15 protein-coding genes are annotated in these 22,410 nt (G+C 48.7%); 4 read left to right on the top strand and 11 right to left on the bottom strand.

Going from position 1 to position 22,410, the window contains the following annotated elements:
- Window positions 1-471 precede the first annotated feature (471 nt).
- Together HHL16_RS22980 and HHL16_RS22975 are read left to right on the top strand one after the other, a co-directional pair.
- The gene (locus tag HHL16_RS22980; RefSeq protein WP_169427675.1) at window positions 472-2,382 is read left to right on the top strand and encodes a DUF3857 domain-containing protein; all 1,911 of its coding nucleotides are present in this window, start codon (window positions 472-474) and stop codon (window positions 2,380-2,382) included.
- A 45-nt stretch (window positions 2,383-2,427) separates the two neighbouring features.
- Window positions 2,428-4,398, top strand: coding sequence for a DUF3857 domain-containing protein (locus tag HHL16_RS22975; protein ID WP_169427674.1), 1,971 nt, complete (start codon window positions 2,428-2,430; stop codon window positions 4,396-4,398).
- Between the two features lie 6 nt (window positions 4,399-4,404).
- On the opposite strand, the gene HHL16_RS22970 is transcribed toward HHL16_RS22975, so the two are convergent.
- From HHL16_RS22970 to HHL16_RS22960, 3 genes are read right to left on the bottom strand one after another with little or no spacing between them, the layout of a single operon-like run.
- The gene (locus tag HHL16_RS22970; protein WP_169427673.1) at window positions 4,405-6,333 is read right to left on the bottom strand and encodes a menaquinone biosynthesis decarboxylase; all 1,929 of its coding nucleotides are present in this window, start codon (window positions 6,331-6,333) and stop codon (window positions 4,405-4,407) included.
- A 27-nt stretch (window positions 6,334-6,360) separates the two neighbouring features.
- Complete coding sequence (locus HHL16_RS22965) at window positions 6,361-7,026, bottom strand: response regulator transcription factor (RefSeq protein ID WP_169427672.1); 666 nt, start codon at window positions 7,024-7,026, stop codon at window positions 6,361-6,363.
- Window positions 7,023-8,864, bottom strand: coding sequence for an ATP-binding protein (locus HHL16_RS22960; protein ID WP_169427671.1), 1,842 nt, complete (start codon window positions 8,862-8,864; stop codon window positions 7,023-7,025). The genes HHL16_RS22965 and HHL16_RS22960 overlap by 4 nt, the downstream gene beginning before the upstream one ends.
- Before the next feature lie 445 nt (window positions 8,865-9,309).
- Between HHL16_RS22960 and HHL16_RS22955 the strand changes: the two genes are divergently transcribed.
- Window positions 9,310-9,690, top strand: a complete 381-nt coding sequence (locus HHL16_RS22955) for a response regulator (protein WP_169427670.1) — start codon at window positions 9,310-9,312, stop codon at window positions 9,688-9,690.
- A gap of 3 nt (window positions 9,691-9,693) precedes the next feature.
- Here the strand turns inward: HHL16_RS22955 and HHL16_RS22950 are convergent, their stop codons facing one another.
- Window positions 9,694-10,566 (bottom strand): DUF6089 family protein, encoded by an 873-nt coding sequence (locus HHL16_RS22950; protein ID WP_169427669.1) that lies wholly within the window; start codon window positions 10,564-10,566, stop codon window positions 9,694-9,696.
- A gap of 1,006 nt (window positions 10,567-11,572) precedes the next feature.
- Here HHL16_RS22950 and HHL16_RS22945 point away from each other — a divergent pair.
- A complete protein-coding gene (locus tag HHL16_RS22945) occupies window positions 11,573-11,905 on the top strand; it encodes a hypothetical protein (protein ID WP_169427668.1) in 333 nt (110 codons plus the stop codon).
- Between the two features lie 11 nt (window positions 11,906-11,916).
- Here the strand turns inward: HHL16_RS22945 and HHL16_RS22940 are convergent, their stop codons facing one another.
- The 7 genes from HHL16_RS22940 to thrS all read right to left on the bottom strand — a co-directional run bounded on the left by HHL16_RS22940 (window position 11,917) and on the right by thrS (window position 22,318).
- Entirely contained in the window at window positions 11,917-13,314 is a 1,398-nt protein-coding gene (locus HHL16_RS22940) for a RagB/SusD family nutrient uptake outer membrane protein (RefSeq protein ID WP_169427667.1), read from the bottom strand.
- Between the two features lie 14 nt (window positions 13,315-13,328).
- Window positions 13,329-16,547: a SusC/RagA family TonB-linked outer membrane protein gene (locus HHL16_RS22935; protein WP_169427666.1), complete on the bottom strand. Its 3,219-nt coding sequence runs from the start codon at window positions 16,545-16,547 to the stop codon at window positions 13,329-13,331.
- Window positions 16,548-16,702: 155 nt separating this feature from the next.
- Window positions 16,703-18,004: a FecR family protein gene (locus HHL16_RS22930; protein WP_169427665.1), complete on the bottom strand. Its 1,302-nt coding sequence runs from the start codon at window positions 18,002-18,004 to the stop codon at window positions 16,703-16,705.
- Window positions 18,005-18,155: 151 nt separating this feature from the next.
- Entirely contained in the window at window positions 18,156-18,755 is a 600-nt protein-coding gene (locus HHL16_RS22925; RefSeq protein WP_169427664.1) for a sigma-70 family RNA polymerase sigma factor, read from the bottom strand.
- Between the two features lie 244 nt (window positions 18,756-18,999).
- Window positions 19,000-19,332: a metalloregulator ArsR/SmtB family transcription factor gene (locus tag HHL16_RS22920; protein WP_169427663.1), complete on the bottom strand. Its 333-nt coding sequence runs from the start codon at window positions 19,330-19,332 to the stop codon at window positions 19,000-19,002.
- A gap of 388 nt (window positions 19,333-19,720) precedes the next feature.
- A complete protein-coding gene (infC, locus tag HHL16_RS22915; RefSeq protein WP_169427662.1) occupies window positions 19,721-20,314 on the bottom strand; it encodes a translation initiation factor IF-3 in 594 nt (197 codons plus the stop codon).
- 63 nt (window positions 20,315-20,377) lie between these two features.
- Window positions 20,378-22,318, bottom strand: a complete 1,941-nt coding sequence (thrS, locus tag HHL16_RS22910; RefSeq protein ID WP_169427661.1) for a threonine--tRNA ligase — start codon at window positions 22,316-22,318, stop codon at window positions 20,378-20,380.
- Window positions 22,319-22,410 lie beyond the last annotated feature (92 nt).

The following is a 22,410-nucleotide window of genomic DNA, read 5'->3' as shown; positions in this document are numbered from 1 at the left end:
TCCCGGAATAAAAACAGACAGTTTCACAGTATTGAATGCCAACAACGATTCATTGCCGCTTGAGCAGAAATTCAATTTTCAGATTCCCATCAATGCGAGCGCTGAATACAAATTGCTTTCACTGAACCTGTTCACGGGTCTTACAGCCAATCCCTTTATTTCGGATATCCGATTCACCAATGTGGATTTTGGCGTAAATCAAAGTCTGGAGTTGCTGGAAATGATCACACTGCCGCCGGACCTCGAACCGGAGAGCCTTCCAAAGGATTCCCGTTTGATCACCCCCGGCAATGGCATCAGCTGTACCCGTTTTATTACGTACAACAATAATACGCTCAATGTATTGTTCCGGATCGAATTCAACCGAAGTGTGTTTGAAGCTGCGGAATATGCAACGTTGAAAGAATTCTATAAAAAAATGGTGAATGTGCTCAATGAGCAGATCATTCTCCGGAACAAAAAATAACCGCTATGAAAAAACATTTACTGCTTGCATTGTTATGCACTGCTTTTACCGGAGCCATTGCACAGTCGCCTTCCGACCTGCTGAAATACTCGGCACTCGGTATTCCGGATAGTTTAAAAAAAGATGCAGATGCGGTACTGCGCCTGCATGAAGAAGTAGTGGAGATCAGCTCCCCTTCTAAATTTTCCCGCTCGGTTCATAAGATAGTTACCCTGCTGAATAAAGATGCAGCCTCTTATCTGCATCAGATCTACGTGTTCGATAAATTCAGAAAAATCGATGAGCTCGAAGTAAAGCTCTACAGCGCCATGGGGCAGGAAATAAGAAAAGTGAAACGAAAAGATTTTGAAGAATCTTACTACGACGATCAGATGAGCCTGCACTCCGACGCAAAGAAACTCAGAGCTTATCTGCCCGTGGCTGAATATCCCTGCACACTCGAAATCAATTACACCATCAAAAACAGCGGTACACTTGTATTGCCTACCGCTACTTTTCAGATGCCTTCGCAGAGCACGGAGAAATTCAGCTTAACGGTAAAAGTGCCGGCAGGACTGGATATTCAGCACGTAACGCGCAACAGCGATATCAAGCCGGTGATCTCCGAAAAAGACGGCATCAAAACCTATCAGTGGAATGCCAATAATCTGAAAGCGCTGAGACACGAATCGGGCGGTTATGCCGGATGGGTGAGCAATGGCATGATCGAACTCTCACCGGTTAAGTTCGAGTTCGATGGATTCAAAGGCGAAATGAGCAGCTGGAAAACATACGGACAATTCTACTACCCTTTTTATGAAGATCCTGCTCCCTTCACGGCAGCGCGTACTGCGGAGATCAAAAAAATGGTGGCCAGCTGCACCACCGATAAAGAGAAAGCAACCGTACTCTACAATTACCTGAAGAGAACCATGCGTTATGTGGGCATTCAGCTGGGCATTGGCGGCATCAAGCCATTCCCCGTAAGTTATGTAGACGATAAGAAATATGGCGATTGCAAAGCCCTCACCCATTACATGCGTTATCTGCTGAAAGCGGTGGACATACCATCGTATCCCGCACTGATCAATGCCGATGCGGATGAACCACCGGTTGACCCCGGCTTTATCGCCGACGGATTCAATCACGTGATACTCTGTGTGCCTATGCAGAAGGATACCGTTTGGCTCGAATGCACCAGCAGCACCAACGAATTTGGAGAACTGGGCAGCAGCACAGAGAACAAAAACGCACTGCTGATAACAGAGAACGGAGGCAAACTGGTTTCCACACCGCGCAGCAGCAGCAAAAGCAACAAACTCATCACTCATTCAATAATTACTGTAGGCAAGGAAGGCGATGCAAAAATGGAAACATCCTTTGCCTGCACCGGTATTTTCGCCAATTACTTTCTGCAGGTGCGCGAACTGGATAAAGACGAAGTGAAACATTTTCTGGTGAAATGGCTCAACTACAAATCACCGGACAATTACACTTTTAAGCCGGATACCGACAGCGCCCATCTGCAACGTTATAACGCCGTGTTCGCATACGATCAGGTCTATGATTTCAAAGCGGGCAGCAAGTACTTCTACCGCCCCCGCATGAACGAGATCAACGATCATGAATTGAAATCAGATGCCAAACGCACCCGCGATTATCTCTTCTCTTATCCCTATGAAAGAACAGATACTACCGAGTACCTGCTTCCTGCAGGTCTCAATGCCGATGTGCTACCTCCATTGGTGGAGTACGATTCGCCCTACGGATATTACCGTAAAGAGGTAACCAAAGCAGACGGAAACCGTATCAAAGTAGTAACACAACTGAATATCAAGAACCATATCGTACCTGCAAAAGACTACAATGCACTGGCAGAATTCTTTCAGAAGGTGAACAAAACAGATATGGCAAAACTGGTAATTATCGGAGAGTAAAAAATGCCTGTCAGCCCCAGGTAAGAACCATAAAAACAAACCAACATGAAAATGCTGATCACGCTGGTGATGGCAGCCCTGCTGCCTGCACTGACGTATGCACAAAAAGACAAAGACCTGCCGGCATTCGGCAAAATCGACAAGGCTGATCTCCAGATGACCACCTGCGAATTCGATAAAGACGCAGAAGCGATGGTTCTGCTCGAATATGGCAATACCGAATTCCAGCGCGGCAACCGCCTCGTGTTTGCCATCAAGAATGAGCGCCGCGTAAGAATCAAGATCCTCAAAAAATCAGGGCTCGACCGTGCTACCGTAAAGATCCGGTTCTACTCAGACGACAATTATGAAAAACTGATGGATGTAGATGCAGTCACCTACAACCTCGATGCAGCGGGCAACATAGTGGAGAGCAAGGTGGACAAAAAATCGTTCTTCAAAGAGAAGGTAAATGCCAATGTATCTGCACTCAAGTTCGCATTCCCCGAAGTGAAAGTGGGCAGCATCATCGAATACAGATATACCATTGTTCGCGAAACGATCGAAAGCATCAACCCATGGATATTTCAGGATCGCATTCCTACACGCGTAAGCGCTTTCAGGCTCGCCATTCCGGAATATTTCAACTTCACCACCAATTCGCAGATGAGCTTTCCGGCTGAAACGAAGAAAGATGAGTTTCGCCAGAGCATTGCCATCAGCGGAGACATCATCAACTATACAGCCAAGGAATATTTCTACAAGATGAAGAATGTTCCGGCCCTGAAAGATGAGCCCTACATGAGCGCTGCAAGGGATTACCTGCAAAGAGTGGAGTTTCAGCTGAACTCCGTTCAGTTTCCTCAGCAGCCGGTTCAGAATGTGAAGAACACCTGGCCGGGGCTCACAAAATCGCTCTGGGAAAGCTCCTTATTCGGGCAGCAGATCAAACGCAACCTGCTGAAGAATGATGCGATGAATACCATTCTCGCCAAAGCCACAACACCCGAAGAAAAGATGAATGCCATTTTCTACCATGTGCAACACAGCATGACATGGGATGGGATTGAAGACTTCTATTGCACCAACGTAAAAGAATGTTACAATAAAAAAACAGGCAGCTCTGGCGATATCAACCTCATTCTGCTGAACCTGCTCAACGATGCAGGCATCCCCGCAAAGCCACTGCTGGTAAGCACCCGCGACCATGGACTGGTAAACGCTACCTACCCTTTTCTTTCGCAGTTCAACAACGTGATGGTACTGGTTAATTTCGACAACGATGCTTTTGTACTCGACGCAAGCTCGAAACTGAATTCGCCGCGCCTTATTCCCGAATCAGTGCTGGGCACAGAAGCTTATCTCGCCGATAAAGAGAATGCACAGTTCGTAACGCTCTGGAATAATAAGAACACTTACCGTCAGTTCATTACACTCAATGGCGCCGTAGATGCAGAAGGCCAGCTGAAAGGCGAAGCCCATGTGAGCAGCTACGATTATGGCAGACAACATCGCGCCAGCTATGTGAAAGAAGGAAAAGAAAAATATGCTGACCGGTACCTGCAGCAATCCTCCAACATGAAGATCACCGATCTTGAAATTGAGAATGCTGATGACGATACGCTTCCGCTCAATCAGCATTTCAAATTTGCTGCACCAGTGAACAGCTCCGGCGAGTATATGTTCCTTACTGCGAATATGTTTGCAGGTTTAGGCAGCAATCCTTTCACGGCAGACACCCGTCAGTCGATGGTAGATTTCGGCTACAACCAACACTATGTGCTTACAGGAAATATCACAATCCCCGAAGGGTATGAGTTTGAGCAGCCGCCGAAGAACATGGCGATGATAATGCCCGATACCAGCATCATCTTCCGCCGTATCGTGGAAGTGAAACCCGGCGCAGTGGCATACAGAATTACGCTTGAGTTCAGGCGTCCGTTCTACAATCCGGACGAATATCCCGACTTCAAGGAATTCTACAAACTGCTGTTCGACAAGCTGAGCGAACAGTTCGTATTCAAAAAGAAAGCCTGATCATAATCAGCTCCGGGCAACGGCATCCTGGCCGTACACCTGGTGTTTGTATTTCAACGATGGAGATGGAATGAGCTTGCCTAAGCCAAGCTCTTTCCATTTTTTATCTACAGCAATGATGGTAGCATCATCTGCAACAATAATGTTCGGCCAGTCGCGGTAAAAATCGTCGAGCGCGGCTGTTTTCAACGTACCGTCGAGTCCCATGCAGGCCCAGATCTTTCCGGGTTCCTGAGTGGATGGTTGTTCGCTCAGCACATGATCGCGTTTGGGATCGAGGTTATTGCAGAAGCGCCAGAGTGCAACGGGCAGATCATTGGCATCTACGGTATGTTCTACGTAGAGGATCATTTTTACACCTTCGATTGCTGCATCGCTGCAGAGCTGCTGGTGCAATTCTTTTATATGCCCTTTTCGGTTCTTTTCTACGCTAATGATGAGGCAGGGAATATCAATTGCAGTAAGGCTGCCGTTAACAGAACTTATTTCGGGGTATTTATTTTTCCATTCCATAACGTTTATCATCAATCGCTTATTGGATGATAAATATCTGTGGTCTGTTTCTTCGTCGTATTTGTTGGTACCGTCGATGCACATCTTTCCACCGAAGCCGAGTTTGCTGCAACTGTGGTCGAGCACATCCATCGGGCCCTGCGTGAAACTCAGGTCTGTAGCGGGGTTCAGGTTTCTGAACACATCCTGTGCCAGTTGTTTGTAATCGGTGATGGGGAATTGTCCACCTGCGGTGAGCACGAGAATTTTATTGAACATCATCTGTCCGGCACCCCACATGGCATTCATCACTTTCTGTCCCTGTCCCGGATAATCTTTCTGAATTTTAGTGATCACCAGATTATGGAATACGCCTTCAACTGGCATGTCCATATCCATTATCTCAGGCACCATGGTCATTTTGATGGGTGCAAGAAAAATGCGTTCTGTTGCTTTTCCGAGCCATGCATCTTCCTGCGGAGGAATGCCTACGATGGTGGCAGGATAAACCGGATTCTTTTTATGCGTGATGGCCGTGATATGAAAACGCGGATACCAGTCGGGCAGTGAATAGTAGCCCGTATGGTCTCCGAATGGACCTTCCCAGATGAGTTCATCATTGGGATCTACATATCCTTCGATCACAAAATCTGCATCGGCAGGCACTTCGATATCGGGTTGGGTGATGCATTTCACCAGTTCTACTTTCTTCTTGCGAAGGAAACCGGCGAGCATGTATTCGTCTACATTATCGGGCAATGGCGCCGTGGCGGAATAAGCGTATGCGGGATCGCCGCCGAGCGCTACCGCTACGGGCATTCTTTTATTGAGTTTTTTGTATTCGCTGAAATGGCGGGCGCTCACTTTGTGGCGATGCCAGTGCATGCCTGTGAGCGTTGGGCCGAATACCTGCATGCGGTACATGCCCACATTGCGGATATTGGTATTGGGATCTTTCGTGTGGATCACGGGCAGCGTAACAAACGGACCACCGTCGTTAGGCCAGCAGGTGATCACGGGAAGTTTGGTGATATCGGGATTGGCCATCACCACTTCCTGACAGGCGCCTCTGCCCTTTTTTACTTTGGGCATCCAGGAGGCGAACTCGCTGAGTTTGGGAAGCAGCCGCAGTTTATCGAGCAGGCCTTCTTTTGGGCCGGTGAGCAGTTTGAACAGGTTTTCGATATCGGCGGCGATATCGTCGAGCTTTTCCACGCCAAGCGCCAGGCACATGCGGCGTTCGCTGCCGTAGGCATTCATCAGAACCGGAAAATCGTAGCCGGTATTCTCGAAGAGCAGGGCCTTGCCGCCGCCGGGTTCCTTGCTGATACGGTCGGTGATCTCGGCTATTTCGAGCTTGGGATCTACATAGGTTTTGATGCGGATCAGTTCTCCTGCCCTCTCCAGTACGTCTATGAATTGCTGCTGATTGCTGAATGCCATTTTTTGCGGATTATGGCCCGCAAGTTACTACAACTCCTCGATCCTGATGAGGCCGTTTTTCAGGGCGAATTTGATAACGCCTACCAGGTTGCGGGCGCCTATCCGTTTATTGATATTGCTGCGATACTGCTCCACTGTTCTTTCGGAGAGATAAACCTGATCGCTGATCTCCTTGGCGGTCTTCTGGTAGCAGGTAAGCCGGATGATCTCCACCTCTTTGTGGGTGAACTCCATATTGGCGATGAGCAGGCGGGTATTATCGTCCTGAAACGATATGCGGTTGATGATATGATTGCGGGCTTCCTTGCAGAAATAATCGCGGCCGCTCATAATCAGCTCTATGGCCCGGAGGAATTCAGCATCGTCTTCGCTTTTGAGCACATAGCCATTTACACCTACCGAAAACATCTTGTTGATGGCATTCTCATCGAAATTGAAACTGTAGCTGAGTATTCTGCTCTGCGGCAATTTGTATTTGATCTCTTTCACTACCATATTGCCTTCGATATCGGGCAGCCTGAAATCTACGATCACCAGTTGAGGCTGATGCTTCAACGCCAGCTCCACACCGGTTTCGCCGGTATAGGCTTCATAGAATTGCTCGAAGAGATTTTCGATGGTTACACGGATGCCGTTGATGATCATTTTGTGATCATCAATTACCAATACTGACTGATAAGGTTCTCTGTTCATGAGAAAGGAATATTTATTTCAATTGTATAGCCTTCGGGATAATGGTTGCGGAGTTCGAGCTCACCTCTGAGCTTCTCTACTCTTTCGCGGATATTGGCCAAACCAATGCCTTTCTTTTCCTCGAAAGATGGTTCAAAGCCCAATCCGTTATCGGTATACACGATCATTATTTTTTTAGGTTCCACTTTCAGCATCGAATCGATGCTGTTCCATTCCGCGTGTTTGATGGTATTGTTCACCAGTTCGGAAAAAATATTCCGCAGGTGCTGATACTGGAAATAATTGAGCGGCTTTTCTTTTTTGTTGTAATAGAACTGGTAGGTGATGCCGGTGAGGGCCTGCGTTTTATCGAGCAGGGTTTTGATCTCTTCATAAAGCTGATCGGTGGTAGCTTCTTTGGTGGATTTGAGATCGTGCGACAATCCACGCACGGTCTCTATCACGTGATTGATACTCGTCTCCACTTCCGGCATGTAAGGAGAATCTACGGTGCCGATCTCTTTTTCTTTGCGTGCCAGCAATTTGATGTAGAGTAAAAGCGGGCCAATCTCATCGTGTATGTTGCGGGCCATGCGCAGCTTATCCTGCAAAAAGCGGTTGAGCTGGCGTTGTCTCAGCCAGAACCAGCTGCCGACGCCAAGCAGCAACAGTATGCCGAAAGCAAAGAGCAGCCAGGTTAATCTTTTTTCGGCTTTGGCTTTTTCGAGTTGCGTTTGATTCAGCAGCAGCTGATTGAATTCGGATTCCGATTGTGCATAGAGGTTATTGTCCCTGTCCTGCTGCAGATTGGTAAGAATGGAGTCTTTCAGCCTCAGCGCCAGATGATCGTGTTCATAGGCCTGTTGCCAGTTTCCCTGCCTGGCCTGCAACGTAGCCATTTGTTCGTGATAGAACTGGTACTTGCGGTCTTTGATCATCGGCAATTCGAGATCCCGCAACAGTGTCAGGTATTTGAAAGCGCTGTCTGTTATGCCGGCTTTCATGAAATAATTGCTGCCGGTGGTATACTGATCGTAGAGAAAGAAAGGTTTCATCGATTCGTTCATGCCTTTGTGATTGATCTCCCAGATGGCTTCAGAAAGTTTTGCCCCCGCTTCTCTGGGATCATTGGCATCGTAAATGGCTTTGAATTTGGCGCCTTCCGCAAAAGTTACGTTGATCTTGGCGAGGAAAGGCTCGTATTTAGGAGGATCTTTTTGTACGGCGGTCTTTATCTTATTGAGCAACGCTTCTGTCTGATAGGCATCTTCTTTTTTCCCTTTCTCATAAAAATTCCTGATCATGGTGATCAGAATGCCGCTGACATTTTCCATCATTATGCCACTGGATCTTCCGGCAGTAACTGAATCTATTTCCGCTTTGAGCTGAGGAAGCAGCTTCTGGTATCGTTCGAGGCATTTGGTAAAGTTCTCGTTATCGGCCAGAATGGTAATGATGGCGCGGTCTGCAGCCAATTCTCTCGGTCTGTTTTTCTGCGCTCTGGCTTCTTCACCCATCTTCTCGAAAAAGAAGATGCTCTGCCCGGTACTGCCATTGTTAACGGCATGAATGCCCCGATACTGGAAGTAGATGATCTTATGTTCGCGCAATGCGGCATTGTTGGATGTGATGATCCGGTAATTCTCCAGAAACTGCGGAAAGTCTGTACGGTCGAAACAATAGAAAATGATGGAGTCGATGGCTTTGATGTACTGCGAGTCGGGAATGCTGCGGGCTTCGTACCGTTGCTGCAACTGCTGAATAAAAATTTGCAGACTGTCGTTATTTCGGGCTGCTGCCGGAGAACTGAAAATTAGCAATGCACACGCAATCAGAGATACAGGGATCCATGATCTCATAGGTTCCTAATTGGTAAGTATGGAAAAAAGGTTTATGCCTTTTACCAGAGCCTTGAACTGCTAAAAATGTAACCTGATGCCTACAGCAATATAGTGAATTTGACCGACACCTGAAGATGTTCATTCAATTAGTTGAACTTTTACATTTCTCCGGAATAAACTACGCCATCTTCAATGAATTGATACAAGTGCTGACATATTATTTTGCTGACTACCAAAGTAATAGTAATTTCAATATTGAAACTGTTTTCATACAGTGGCCTCGCTGCATCGCACAAAGTAAACCTTCTCCTTCATCATTTCAGGTAGATATTCCCTTATCAGGTCAAATAATTTTTCCGCCCGGAATACCTGGGCTTCCGTAATATTTTGTTGATCGTACTTTTTTGATCCGTACCCTTTTTTACAGCATCCGGGATCACTAACCATTTAATGTCTATTTACCATGATCAGAATCTTGATAGCAGATGATCATGACCTTTACCGTGACGTATTGAGAGATTTTCTCGATCGGAACGGATTCAGAGTGATCCAGACTTTCAGGCTGGATGCCGGGCTGGAGCAGATGGTGGACCTCACCGATCTGCCGGATATCGCCATCATCGCCTTCAAATCGAGCCGGGTGGATAACCTGGCGGGGCTGCGCTGGCTGCGCGAAAATTGCCCTGCAGTAAAAATACTTCTAACTACGTTATTTGATGATCGTGTACCTGCAGACGACCTGAAACAATTGGGTATCGAGGGCATGATAATCAAATCGCATGCAGATACACGTGAGATCATCACAGCGCTGCATGCGATTCAGGAAGGGAAATTATATTACTGATTCTTATTGTCGAACGGGTGGGCATCCGAGCCTGCTTCTTCTTCCGTTCCAACCGGAGTAGCTGCTACCGCCACCGTTTCCACTACCCAGTCTGATGGAGAGGGTAAGGCCGGTGAAATAGTACCAGTCTTTCTGTTTGGATCCTCCGCGCACTGTGCCCGCATCAGGGTAAACAGGGTTACCCTCTTTCAGTTCATCTCCACGATAGGCCAGTTCAACTGCCTTGGTACCCATGGGGCCCTTTGCAGCTGCCAGCTGAAACTGATCTACATACGTTGTGCTTACATCATCGATGTAGTCGGTGAATGTTTTTCTCAGGCCCACTTCAAAGCCGAGTCCCACTTTTTCGGATACCTGAAATTTAACACCAACGCCGAAAGGAATGGCAAATTGGGTAAGGCTGTATTCGTCTCTTCCTGCAATGATACCCTGCCCTTCTGTACTGAGCGGCTTCAGGTAATATTTATTGCCATTCAGATCGTGGGTGTACGGATTGAAATGGAAGAGTGCTGCACCACCAAATACATAAGGAGAGATCCTCTTCTCAGAGAGATCGAATAATGTGTATTGCATCAATAGGTGCGTTTCAAAAAGGCTTGTCTGGAAATTGAGGTTACGCAATCTGCGGAGGCCGCTGTTCTGCTTGTCGTCTGCTTCGAGCTTTCCGTAAACGAAGCCGAGGCGAACGGCAAGGTTCGGCGTAAAATCATATTGAAGACCCGCTCCGATGGCCAGATTCGACTGATCGAGCGTAAAACGTTTGTCCTGCAGATCCCCCTGATAACTGGAGAACCCACCAAAAAGATTGAGGCTGAATTTAGACTGAGAGTATCCTGCCGCCGGTAAAAGGAGGCACCATACCAATAGCTTGCGCATACAGGGATTGTTTTTGGTTTCAGTAAAGTAAGGCAGTTTTTCAGCCAGGGCTTGGATTGGTACGGTCAGAGGAGATTGGGGGTATGGCCGTTAATAGTCTGGCCATTGGTCGCAATATTCGCGCCAAAATGCGGTAAGCTGCATAAGCGGAGGCAAGATACAAATCAGTATTGAATGTTCATAATCCTGCGTTACAGCAAATGGCAACAGGTAATAAACACTTACGTAGAACTATTGAAAAAAGTTGGGGAAATGAAGAAGGATGAGGGAGCATGAAAAAGTAGAGCCTTAACCAGTATTTTCCGATGGATATCAGGATCTTTTTTGACGATGCATAAATCTACAAAAAAACCGTGAAAACACCGAAAGAAAATCCGGTAAATCCACTGATTACGTTTAAGCCTATACGAATATCTACGGGTTATCACTTAGGTGTTAAAACGAAGGTTTCTCGCTGAAACTCAATGGTATTTTTAACGAAAGTCTTACTCCCGATTTCATAACTGCATTGATGATACTGCCAGTAAATTTGAATTGAACAGCGGCTGAAAAGCGACCTTGCCGAAAGCACTGTGAACGTTCTTTTCAACATTAGTCATTTATGTCGATCACACTATAAGGCCACTTGAGAAGTAGCTGTATTAACCGGGTTGCCGGTGGTGCGTAAACTATGTGATACCGGATGATTTTTTGATTATGTTCAGGATGCAGAGGGTCAACATAATCAAATGTCTTTCGGCTGATCGTAGCCATACTTTGGAAAGCCCTGTCGCTCCGGCAATCCATACATGGGTAATATTCTTACCCTGCACTACCGGCACCCGCGTTATACGCATTCCGTTCCCGCCCCTGTCTCCGCACCGGCTTTACTACCTGCGTAACACCACACATTTTATTCAACTTTTAGCCCCTTCCTGGTTTTAATCCGTGTACCGGATCTGTCAGCAATGGCCTTCCGGATACACGGTATTTGTACTGCTATTCTCCAACCATTAAACCTATGGGTATGAAAAAGCAATCTGTTTTCTCCGGCCTCCTGGCCCTTCTCCTCTCCCTCTCTCTCATTGCCTTTAAAGTGCTGGATAAAAAAGAAAAACCAGTTGCTGCCTCAACGCAGCACGACGTAGCGGAATACTACTGGTATTATGTGGCTTCCGACGGATATGTATATTCTTATTCACTGGCCTTCGCCAGCCGCCGTACCAGGTCGTATGCCAAGGAATACGGCGCCTGCGGAAACGGCGAATCGGTGGAATGCATGCGGGGATTTGTGTATCCGCTTACCAGCTTCCCCGATAACTCGTATGGCGATGAAGTGATCTACAAGGCTTACCCGTAATAATCTGCACCTCAATAATAGCCCGCATTCTGCGTAAGGTTGCTATTGATCCTGATCTGGCTCGCCGGAATGGGAAACAGCGCATCGGTGGATTGCCAGCTGCTGCCTTTTTCTTCGCGCATCACTTTATCTATTTCACCGGTTCGTTTGAGATCGAACCAGCGGCTGCCATTCTCCCCCATCAGTTCGAGCCTGCGTTCGTTGATAACGGCACGGATCAGCTGCTGTTTGTTACCCGACAGAGCAGGCAATCCCGCGCGGAGGCGCACCCTGTTGAGGTCTTGCCAGGCTTCTTCACTCCTGTCCATTCTTGCCCTCGCTTCGGCACGTATCAGCAGCACTTCTCCCAACCGGATCAGCACATTGCCTTCCCTGCGCGGAAAACCTTCGCGCTGCGTGTATTTGAAAGGATAATACAGTGGCTGACCGGATGCGCTTTGTCCCAGCCAGTCTGTTTTTCGGCGGTCTCCGGTTTCGAATGCATTGTTCAATGATCTGGTTACAACAAAGTGAGGCTGCTCTGCCGGAGTGGACGGCACAAACACGCCTGCTGCTGCCGTAGCAAAAGGATCTTCCGGCCTTGCCGTAAACTGCCAGATGGCTTCGCGGCTGCCGGTACTGAAAACAGTGCGGAGATTTTCTTCGAGCCTGAAGCGATCATCATTGATCACGGTACCGGCATAATAATCGGCCTGCTCCCATCGCTGATTGAACAATGCCTGCCTTGCAAGCAGACTTCTTGCCACGGCTTTGTTCACCCGAAGTTTTCCATCACCCCGGTAATTGTCGGGCAGCAGACCGAGCGCTTCCTCGAGATCGCTGAGCACCTGTGCTATCACCTGCTCTTTGGGACTGCGGGGCAGTTTATTGTTGCGTTCCACATCGGTGTCTGTAATCAACGGTACATCGCCGAAAAGAAGGCAGAGATAGAAATAATGCCAGGCACGGATCACCAGTGCTTCTCCGCGCAGGGGCGCTTTCTCGCTTTCCGGCAAGGGAGAGCCGAGCAGTCCTTCGAGCACATTGTTGGCATGACCGATGATGCGGTAACTGGCGGACCAGAGATTGGCGCCAAGTCCGATATCGTCATCCGGACTGATATCGTTTGCGGCGAAGCCCCTGAGGTCTTTGTCCGAAGTATTGTTAACGGTGAATTCATCTGCTACGAGGGCCGGATATACGGAGAGCCCGGCATTGGAAATAAACAGCGGACTGCTGGTGATGGCGCCATACATGCCAATCACTGCACCGGTTGCCTGCGGCAGACTGGTGAATACTTTTCTGGTAGGAAGTTTATCGTCTGGCGGAGGCACGGCCACCAGTTTTTTGCAGGATGTTATGCCGGCCGGGAGACATCCCGCGAGCATTACTGTTGCTGCCATCGATCTGAGCCTTAACCTGTAGAACATAAAACAGTTTGAATTTATAACCGGAGTTCGATGCCTGCCGTCAGTTGCCTGAGCGGCGGCAGGCTGAAGAGGCCCTGTGTTTCCGGGTCGTGGCCCTTAAACCCCGTAATAGTGAATAGGTTTGCTGCATTGAGATAGATCCTCGCCGACTGAATGCCGGCCATTTTGAATTGTTTCATATTCCAGTCGTAACTCAGCATAACAGCTTTGCAACGCAGATAGCTGGCATCGCTGTATGCCGCATCGGACATGGATTTCCAGCGTTTGGCATCCGGAATGGCGCCAGCGCCGGCAGTAGTGAATTTCATATTGCCACTGAGATCGCCCGCTTCGCGCCAGCGGTCCCATTCTTCCAATGGTTGGTTATTGGCGCGGCCTGCTACCAGATTGCCGGTGTACCAGAGATAGTTTCTGCCGGTCTGCGTTCTGAAATAGAGATCGAGCATCAGGCTGAAGCCTTTGTAATGGAGACCCGTTCTGCATCCGCCGTAGAAACGAGGATCGAGGTCTCCACGAAAACGGAGATCTCCGGCAGATGGGAACTGTCCGTTTTTGTCTTCATCGGCAAAACGGCCATTACCATTGTCCGGATCAACGCCCAGCCATTTGTAGGCGCTGTATGCCTGCACCGAACGGCCCACCTCGAACAAGCCAGGATATTCGGCAGCTACCTCTGCAGGCAGTTTCAGTAAGCGGTTATCCGGAAGAGTTATATTGAAGGAGATTTCCCAGTTCAGCTTTTTGTTTCTGTCCCCGCGATAACTCGTGGTGAGCTCGATGCCCCGGTTTTCCAGTTCTACATCCACATTCGACACCATACTTCTGTAACCTGTCTGGTCGCTGAGGCGGGTGCGCATCAGCAGATTGGTACTGCGATTGCGGTAGGCGCTGGCGATCACCTGCAGGCGTTCGTTCAGCAAACCTATCTCCAGCGTTGCTTCCAGTTCTTTGTTCAGCTCCCATCCGAATGCAGGATTGTAGGGTGTTTGAGGCTGATAGATGATCATACCTTCCATGGTACCGTCTTCCACCCAGGAGCCGTCGAACCTTCGATCGCCGATCACATCATTGCCGCTTCTGCCGGCAGTAAAAGAGAGCTTGAGGAAATTAACGAAGCTTACCCATTTTCTGAAGAAGTTCTCCTGTGAAACAATCCAGCCGGCAGCTGCTGAAGGGAAGAGCGCCAGTTGTTTTTTTGGACCGACCCTGCTGCTGGCATCTGCTCTGCCCGTGAATTGCAGCAGATATTTCTTCTTGAAAGAGAACATACCCGATGAAAACACAGATCCGTATTTGTAGCGGCTGTTCACGGGAGCCTGTTTATCCAGTCTGCCTGCGCTGTCGGGATTATTCAGGTGTTCGTCGCTGTTATACTCATATCCGTATCGCGTGCAGGTGCCGGTGTTCCGCTGTTGCCAGCTGGTACCGGCCATCAGCCTGGCTTCGAAGCCGGTTGTAATAATTTCATAGCTGGCATAGGTTTGAAGGAAAAGTCCTTTCATTACGGTTCTGGCAAATGCAGCCTCTCCCATCGGTTGGGTGGATGGCGCATTGGATGCTGCGGGATTGGTGGAGTGCTCGCGTATCACCAGTTTCGAGAGGCTGATGGTGCTGTGCAACTCAAGGTGCGGCAGCAGTTTCACATTTACCCGCAGATTGGAAGAACCGTAGCTGTTCGCAAAATCGTAGCGTTTCATGGCCATGGCATCGGGGTTCGGAAGCCTGTTGAAACCGGTGAAGAATAAGCGCCCGCTGCTGTCGTACAGCGGATAATTCGGTGGCATGATGATATAACGGGTAAGATCGTACTGAGTAGTGTTCAGCGATTGACCCGACAGATAATTATTGAACAGCCATTCGATCTTGCCCGATGCAGAAACACGACTAAGGTTGACGCGCAGATTGAATTGCCGGCTGCCGAGGCCGAGGCCGGATACAGCGCCCTCTTTCTTCATTCCGGCGCCGAGATAGTATCGTATGCCATGCAGTGCTCCTGCATAATTCAGTTGCAGATTTATCAGGCCGCTGTTATGGCCGGTGTATCGTTTACCGAAGTCGGTATAGCTGTTGCCCCAGGAGTTCAGATCTGGAGCATTCTTATCGGTGATGCTAATGCCATCGTTGCTGAATGCTTCGGTCCGCGAATTGCGGTACTGCTGCAAACTGAACATCGGCATCAGATGGACCACCTGTCTTATTCCGCTGAGGATGCTGAGAGAAAATACCGGTTTATCGGATCGCGCTCTTTTGGTGAAATATTCGATAACGCCGTTGCCGCCGCGGGAGCCGTAGAGGGCGGTTGCAGCCGGACCTTTCAGCACCGTTACACTGTCTATATCCATTGGGTTGATGCAGTTGAGTGCGGCCATGCCCTTGCTGTTATCGCCTCCTCCTGCGGGTGAGAAGAGCAGGTTCAGCGGAGCAATGCCGGGATCGAAGGGCGCACCATCGATCACCAGCAGCGGGTCGCTGGACGATACCAGCCTGTCCATGGTTTTGCCACCCCGGATATCAACATTGGGAGAAGCTTCCGGCATGCCGGAGTTCAATTGAAGACTGAGGCCCGCCACTCGTCCGTTCAGTCCCTGCAGAATATTCTGATCACCGGGCGCAAACACTTCCGAGCCGGCAAAGACTGGTTCGTATAAGACCGATTCGCTTCTTGCGTGCCTGCCCAGACTCAGCACTACCACGGCATCCAGCGGTTTGTAAATTGGTTTCAATGCAATGGTATCGGGCAGCATGCTAACGGGAACACGCATGGGCAGATGGTTCTGAGCGCTGATCAGCAGCATTTCGTCGGCAGCAACGCCCTGCAGTTCAAAATTCCCATAACCATCGGCAGTTAATACCCATGCGGCTTTGATCAGTTCGATGCTGGCGCCGGGCAGCGGTTCTTTTTGTGCTCCGGTAACAGTACAACGAATGCTTCGGTGCACAACAGAAATGGCAGGTGACTGTTGATTCAGGCGGATAACGATGCTGTTGCCGATGAACGCATAAGTAACGGGCAGGCCGCGTAATGCTTTCTGAACAGCTTCTTCGAGCCCCACACCGATGAGGCTGATGCGTGGAATGAGGATGGCGCCCACATTGCGGCCATCGCAGATAAAATCGATGTTGGCCTGCCTGGCGATGGCATTGAAGATTGTGTCTAAACGTTGATTCTTGTAATGGAGGGTGATTTTCGACTGTGCATAGCCGGTGGCGGAGAGGAGCCCTAGAATAGCCATCAATAGTGGTTTCAGAGGCTTTTGCAGAAATGAGATAGTAAAGTGCTGTATCATCTGCCTAATAGTTTAAGCACCGCCCTTTCGGGCGGTGACTACATAGGCAGGTTAATGGTTAGTGGTGCAATGTGCAAAATGCGTTCGCGGACAGATCCGAATTATTTTCCTGGGGTAACAAACACCGTATTGTATTGCTGCAGGTCGAACTTCACATTGGTGGATGCTCCGATTCTTTCGAGTATGGTCTCCAGAGGAGTGTTGCGGCTGAACCTTCCGGAGAAAGTAATGGTTGGTTTTCCTTCGGGATATACAAATTTCACGTCGTACCAACGCTGCAGTTCTCTGGTGAGTGTTTCGCAATCCACGTCGGAGAAGATGTATACGCCATTCTTCCAGCTGATGGCATCGCCGGTATTCACTTTCTCTACGCGGATGCCTCCGGTGGCGGCGCCTTCATCGTTATTACTTACCTGTGCCTGTTGACCGGGCTGAAGAATTACATCGAGCCTTGCATTGGCAGTGGGTTTGCCTGCTTCATCGGGCAATTGTTTCCAAACACGGAGGCTGCCTTCGATGAGTGTGGCGCGGGCCAGTTTTTCTTTCGGGTATACGTTTACGTTGAACTCTGTTCCCAGCACTTCCATATTCATTCGGCTGGTTTTTACAATGAAGGGAATATTCTTTCCGCCAACAGTAAGTTTCTTCACTTTAAAACCGGTTTCACCTGTTACGGTAACTACCCGTGCATTGTTGCCGAAATTTGCCGGGAAACTGAGACTGGATACGGCATTGAGACTTACCCTGCTTCCATCGGGCAACTGTACGGTGTAGTTGCCTCCTCTGGGTGTGCTGATGGTGCTGATCTGATTGCTGTCTGATTTATTTTCGCTGCCCGATCTGGTGAACTGTATCAGTGATGCATGTTTTTCCAGCCGCAGGCCGCTCTTTGTGAGCACCGATCCGTTCTGCATGGTATCGAGATTCACAAAAGAACCATCACCGAACCGCACATTTCCTTTAGCATAATCACCTTGCAGAGAATCGGCATGGCTGATTGCTTCGGTTGTTTCAACCAGGAGCACATCGGCAGGTTCGGATGATCCGCTCCGGATGAAACGGAAAACCAGCAATGCGGCAGCAGTGATGATGATCGCGGCAACAGCAAGTCTTTTCCATGGAATGAGCCTGGCAGGACTATTTCCGGAGGGTAATTCGGATACTTCTTCTGTTTGTACGATATCCAGATCGGCCCAGATACGGTCTCTGATCTCCTGTTTGATGGCGGACAACTCTCTGAGATGCATCACCAAAAAATCAGGGTCTGTAAGCCTGTTGAAGGTCTGTTTGTTGGCAGCTGAGCGATTTGCCCAGTCGATCAGTTCATCCTGTTCCTCTTCTTCCAGTTCCTGCCTCCAGTACTTCAATATCAGCCCTGCAATCTTTTTGACTGTATCTGGCATAAGGTTATTAGAATTGATGGCACGTATATATAAACAGGCATCAGGTGCATTTGTCCTATAGATTTCAGGAGAAATGTTGCAAATTATTTTATGATTATTTCCGCGGGAAGGGCATGGTTAAATTAATAAGAGCAGCGTAACGGTGTATTTTCTAAGCCATCACAACTAATGTGGCCCAGCATTTCAGCCAGTTTCTGAGTGGGATGGTCATGCGGAGATGCTGCCTCGCCTTATGTTTCTGATTGCGCACAGTTTTTTCCTGAATATTCAGCTGGGCTGCAATTTCAGGATTGCTTTTTCCGTGAAGAAAAGCCAGCATGAAGATAGTTCTGCACTGATTGGGGAGTTTTTCTATTTCTTCGAGAACGGCACGAATGGTTTCCTGCACTACTTCTTCGTTGTAGGACGCAGTTGTTTGCGGATCTTCTTCTTCGTATTGATTGCCTTCGTGTATTTCGAGTTCATCGATCAGTTTGCCCATTCTGATATTGCGGCTAACGAAATCGAAGCTGCCGTTTCTGGCGGTGGTGAGCAGATAGGCGTAAATATTTTGCAGCTGATCGAAGGTCTTACGCTTTTTGAACAGTTTTATGAAAGTGTCTGCAGTAATATCTTTTGCATCTTCCACAGTGAGGCCCAGTCGCAGTACGTAGTGGTAGATCTGCAGCCAGAATTTTTCGTAAACTCCATTGAAGCCACGATCTGTGCCATCGTTGTACAATTGCAGCAATTCATCGTCTGAATAAACCATGTAAGCATTAGAATTAGTGGTGATAGCTAAGCAGGATAAGGAATTGCCCGTCAATCACTGATCACAGCGACTAGTGTGAAGGATGAATTTTTGCAAATAGAATGGTATGGAGTACGGTCTACTAAAAATAATCAAAGTTTGTATAAAACCTCCACCGGCGACGGCAATTCGCGTAAAATAGTGTTATGCTTTGCGCATCGATTTAACTATCGAAAAACGGAAAAATAATTGAGAAGGAACTTATTTACTTTTTTGATCTGCCTTTCTTTGTTTCCGGAGCGTACAGGAATTTTTCGAGGGCATCGAGTTTGGTATTCCAGAATTGCTGGTAAGGTTTGAGCCAGTCGGCCACTTCTTTGAGTTTGTTGAGTTCGCCCTGACAATACCTTTCGCGGCCCTGCTGCTGAATGGTTACCAGTCCGCATTCAGTGAGTATGCGGATATGCTTGGAGATGGCGGGACGGCTCATATCGAAGTAGGCGGCCACTCCGTTGAGCGTGAGCTGCTGGCTGGCCAGCAGTTCGAGAATCTGCCGGCGTGTAGGGTCTGCAATGGCCTGAAATACATCGCGTCTCATGAACGGGGATTTGCAGCAAATTTACGTGTAACCGATCGGTTTCTGAAGAGGAAATCTGACGGGAGATGAAACAAATACTTCGGGCATTCGGATAGCACAGACAGACCACGGAAATACCACAGCTCCACCACGGACAGGCCACGGACAAGACCCGGAGGAACCACGGCTCTACCACGTACAGCCCGCGGAACAACCACGGAACAACCACGCCCCCACCTCGGACAGACTGCGGAAAAACCACGGGGTAACCACGGCCCCACCACGGACAGACCACGGAAGAACCACGGAGCAACCACGGGTGAACCACGGAAAAACCACGGAATGTCTTGTACAAAAAAAGGTCGTCTTTTTCAAGACGACCTCCATACTAAATATCATTCCGGCAGGATTAACCCTGTTGACCTTCTTTCTTCTTCTTCGCGGTTTTAGGCGCAATGATCATCAGCATACGCTTTCCTTCGAGCTTGGGCAGACCTTCAGGCTGACCAAATTCAGAAAGACGTTCTGCGAATTTCAGCAACACCAGCTCTCCTCTTTCCTTGAACATGATGGCGCGGCCTTTGAACTGCACATAGGCCTTTACTTTATTGCCTTCTTTCAGGAAGCTCTCTGCGTGACGTGCTTTGAAATCGAAATCATGATCGTCGGTTCCTGGTGTAAAACGGATCTCTTTAACCTCAGCCGTTTTACTGTTGGCCTTCATCTCCTTCTCTTTCTTCTTCTTCTCGTACAGGAATTTATTGTAATCGATGATCTTACACACCGGAGGATCCGCCTGCGGGGAAATCTCAACCAGATCAAGTTGCTGCTCCTGCGCCATACGCAGTGCATCCTGCGTGTTATAGACGCCAACTTCCACATTATCTCCTACTAACCGCACCTGCGGTACCCTGATCATGTGATTGGTACGATGTTCCTGTTGCTGTTCTTTTCTGAAACGCGGATTAAAGTTACCTCTCGGTGGTCTTGGTGGAAATGCCATTTACAATTTTTACGTTTACAATTTTTGATGTTAAAATGGAGTATTCTTTTTTTCACGGATCAGTTACTCCTGATCTGAACTCCGTGTTGCGATCTCATGCTTCAGCTGATTGATGATGGTGTCGATATCCATCGATCCCAGATCACCCTTACCCTGTCTGCGTACCGCTACCTTATTTTCATTCACTTCTTTCTCTCCTACCACAAACATATAAGGCACTTTCATCAGCTCTGTATCACGGATCTTCTTTCCGATCTTCTCGTTACGGTCGTCGACCTCTGCACGAATATCCGCATTTTTCAGGGATTGCAAAAGAGTATTTGCATAGTCCATGAACTTGTCGCTGATCGGCAGGATCTTCACCTGCAGCGGCGCCAGCCATGTGGGGAATTTACCCGCATAGTGCTCCAGCAGAAATCCGATGAAACGCTCGTGCGTTCCCAGCGGCGCGCGGTGGATGATCAGTGGCGTAGCCGGTGCATTGTCCGCCCCGGTATATTCGAGTTTGAATCTTCTTCCCTGTGCAAAGTCTACCTGATTGGTAGCGAGGGTGAACTCGCGGCCAATAGTGCTCCAGATCTGCACATCGATCTTAGGCCCGTAGAAGGCGCCTTCGCCGGGCACTTCTACATATGGGATATTCGATTCGATCAGCACTTTACGCACCATATCCTCGGTTTCGAGCCAGAGTTCGGGCTCGTTGATGTATTTCTGTCCCAGTTTTGCAGGGTCGTGCAGGCTGAGCCTCATCACATATTTCTCGATGCCGAAGATCTTGAAATACTTGATGTACATATCGTTCACGGCACGGAACTCGGCAGCGAACTGCTCGCGGCTGCAATAGATATGCGCATCGTTCATATGCAGGCAGCGCACGCGCATGAGACCAAAAAGCTCGCCACTCTGCTCGTAGCGGTAGCAGGTACCGTACTCTGCGAGACGAAGCGGCATGTCTTTATAGCTGCGGGGCTCCGCAGAAAAGATCTTATGGTGATGCGGGCAGTTCATGGCTTTGAGATAATACTTCGTACCATCCAGCTCCATTGGAGGGAACATGCCATCCTGATAATATGGAAGGTGACCGCTGGTGAGATACAGGTTCTCCTTGGCGATATGCGGTGTTACCACACGCTTGTAGCCTGCAGCCTGTTCGGTTTCCTTGGCCAGTTTTTCCAGCTCTTCGATAATGATGGTTCCGTTGGGCATCCAGAGAGGAAGACCTGGGCCGATATCATCATCCATGGTAAAGATGCCGAGCTCTTTGCCGAGTTTGCGGTGATCACGCTTTTTAGCTTCTTCCAGCATCGCCAGGTATTCGTCCAGCTCCTTCTGAGAAGGAAAGGTTACGCCATAGATGCGGGTAAGCATTTTATTGTTGGAATCGTTCTTCCAGTATGCACCTGCAATATTGGTGAGTTTGATCGCCTTGATGGGGCCCGTGCTGGGGATATGCGGTCCACGGCAGAGGTCGGTGAAGGCGCCCTGCGTGTAGAACGTGATCTCTCCATCGTTGAGGCCACCAATGAGGTCGAGCTTGTATTCGTCGCCTTTTTCAGTGAAATACGCGAGGGCTTCGGCTTTGGGAATAGACTTGCGAACGTAGCTGCTGTTCTGCTTTACCAGTTCGTTCATCTTTTTTTCGAGCTTAGCCAGATCTTCTTCAGTGATCTGACGGCCACCGAGGTCTATATCGTAATAGAACCCTTTATCGATAGCCGGACCAACCCAGAATTTGGCGCCGGGGAAAAGGCTTTCAACAGCTTCGGCCATCAGGTGCGCAGAGGAATGCCAGAAGGTTGATTTACCATCTGCATCATCCCACGTGAGCAGTTTGAGCGCCGAATCGTCTTCGATAGGTCGCGTAGCGTCCCAAACCTGACCGTTCACGCTGGCAGCCAGCACTTTTCTGGCCAGCCCTTCACTGATTGATTTCGCTATTTCCAGTGCAGTAATTCCTTTTTGATACTCCCGAACTGCTCCATCGGGGAATGTAATCCTGATCATAAGTTTTAACTCCGTGTATCTTTTTTATGAGGCCGATCCCCGCAAATGCTGTAACTTGGCGGCTTTAATTTTTTTTAATCCTACCCTGTATA

The organism is Pseudoflavitalea sp. G-6-1-2, from assembly GCF_012927185.1.
Classification (GTDB): Bacteria; Bacteroidota; Bacteroidia; order Chitinophagales; family Chitinophagaceae; genus Pseudobacter.
This window is presented reverse-complemented; position numbering and strand designations above follow the sequence as displayed.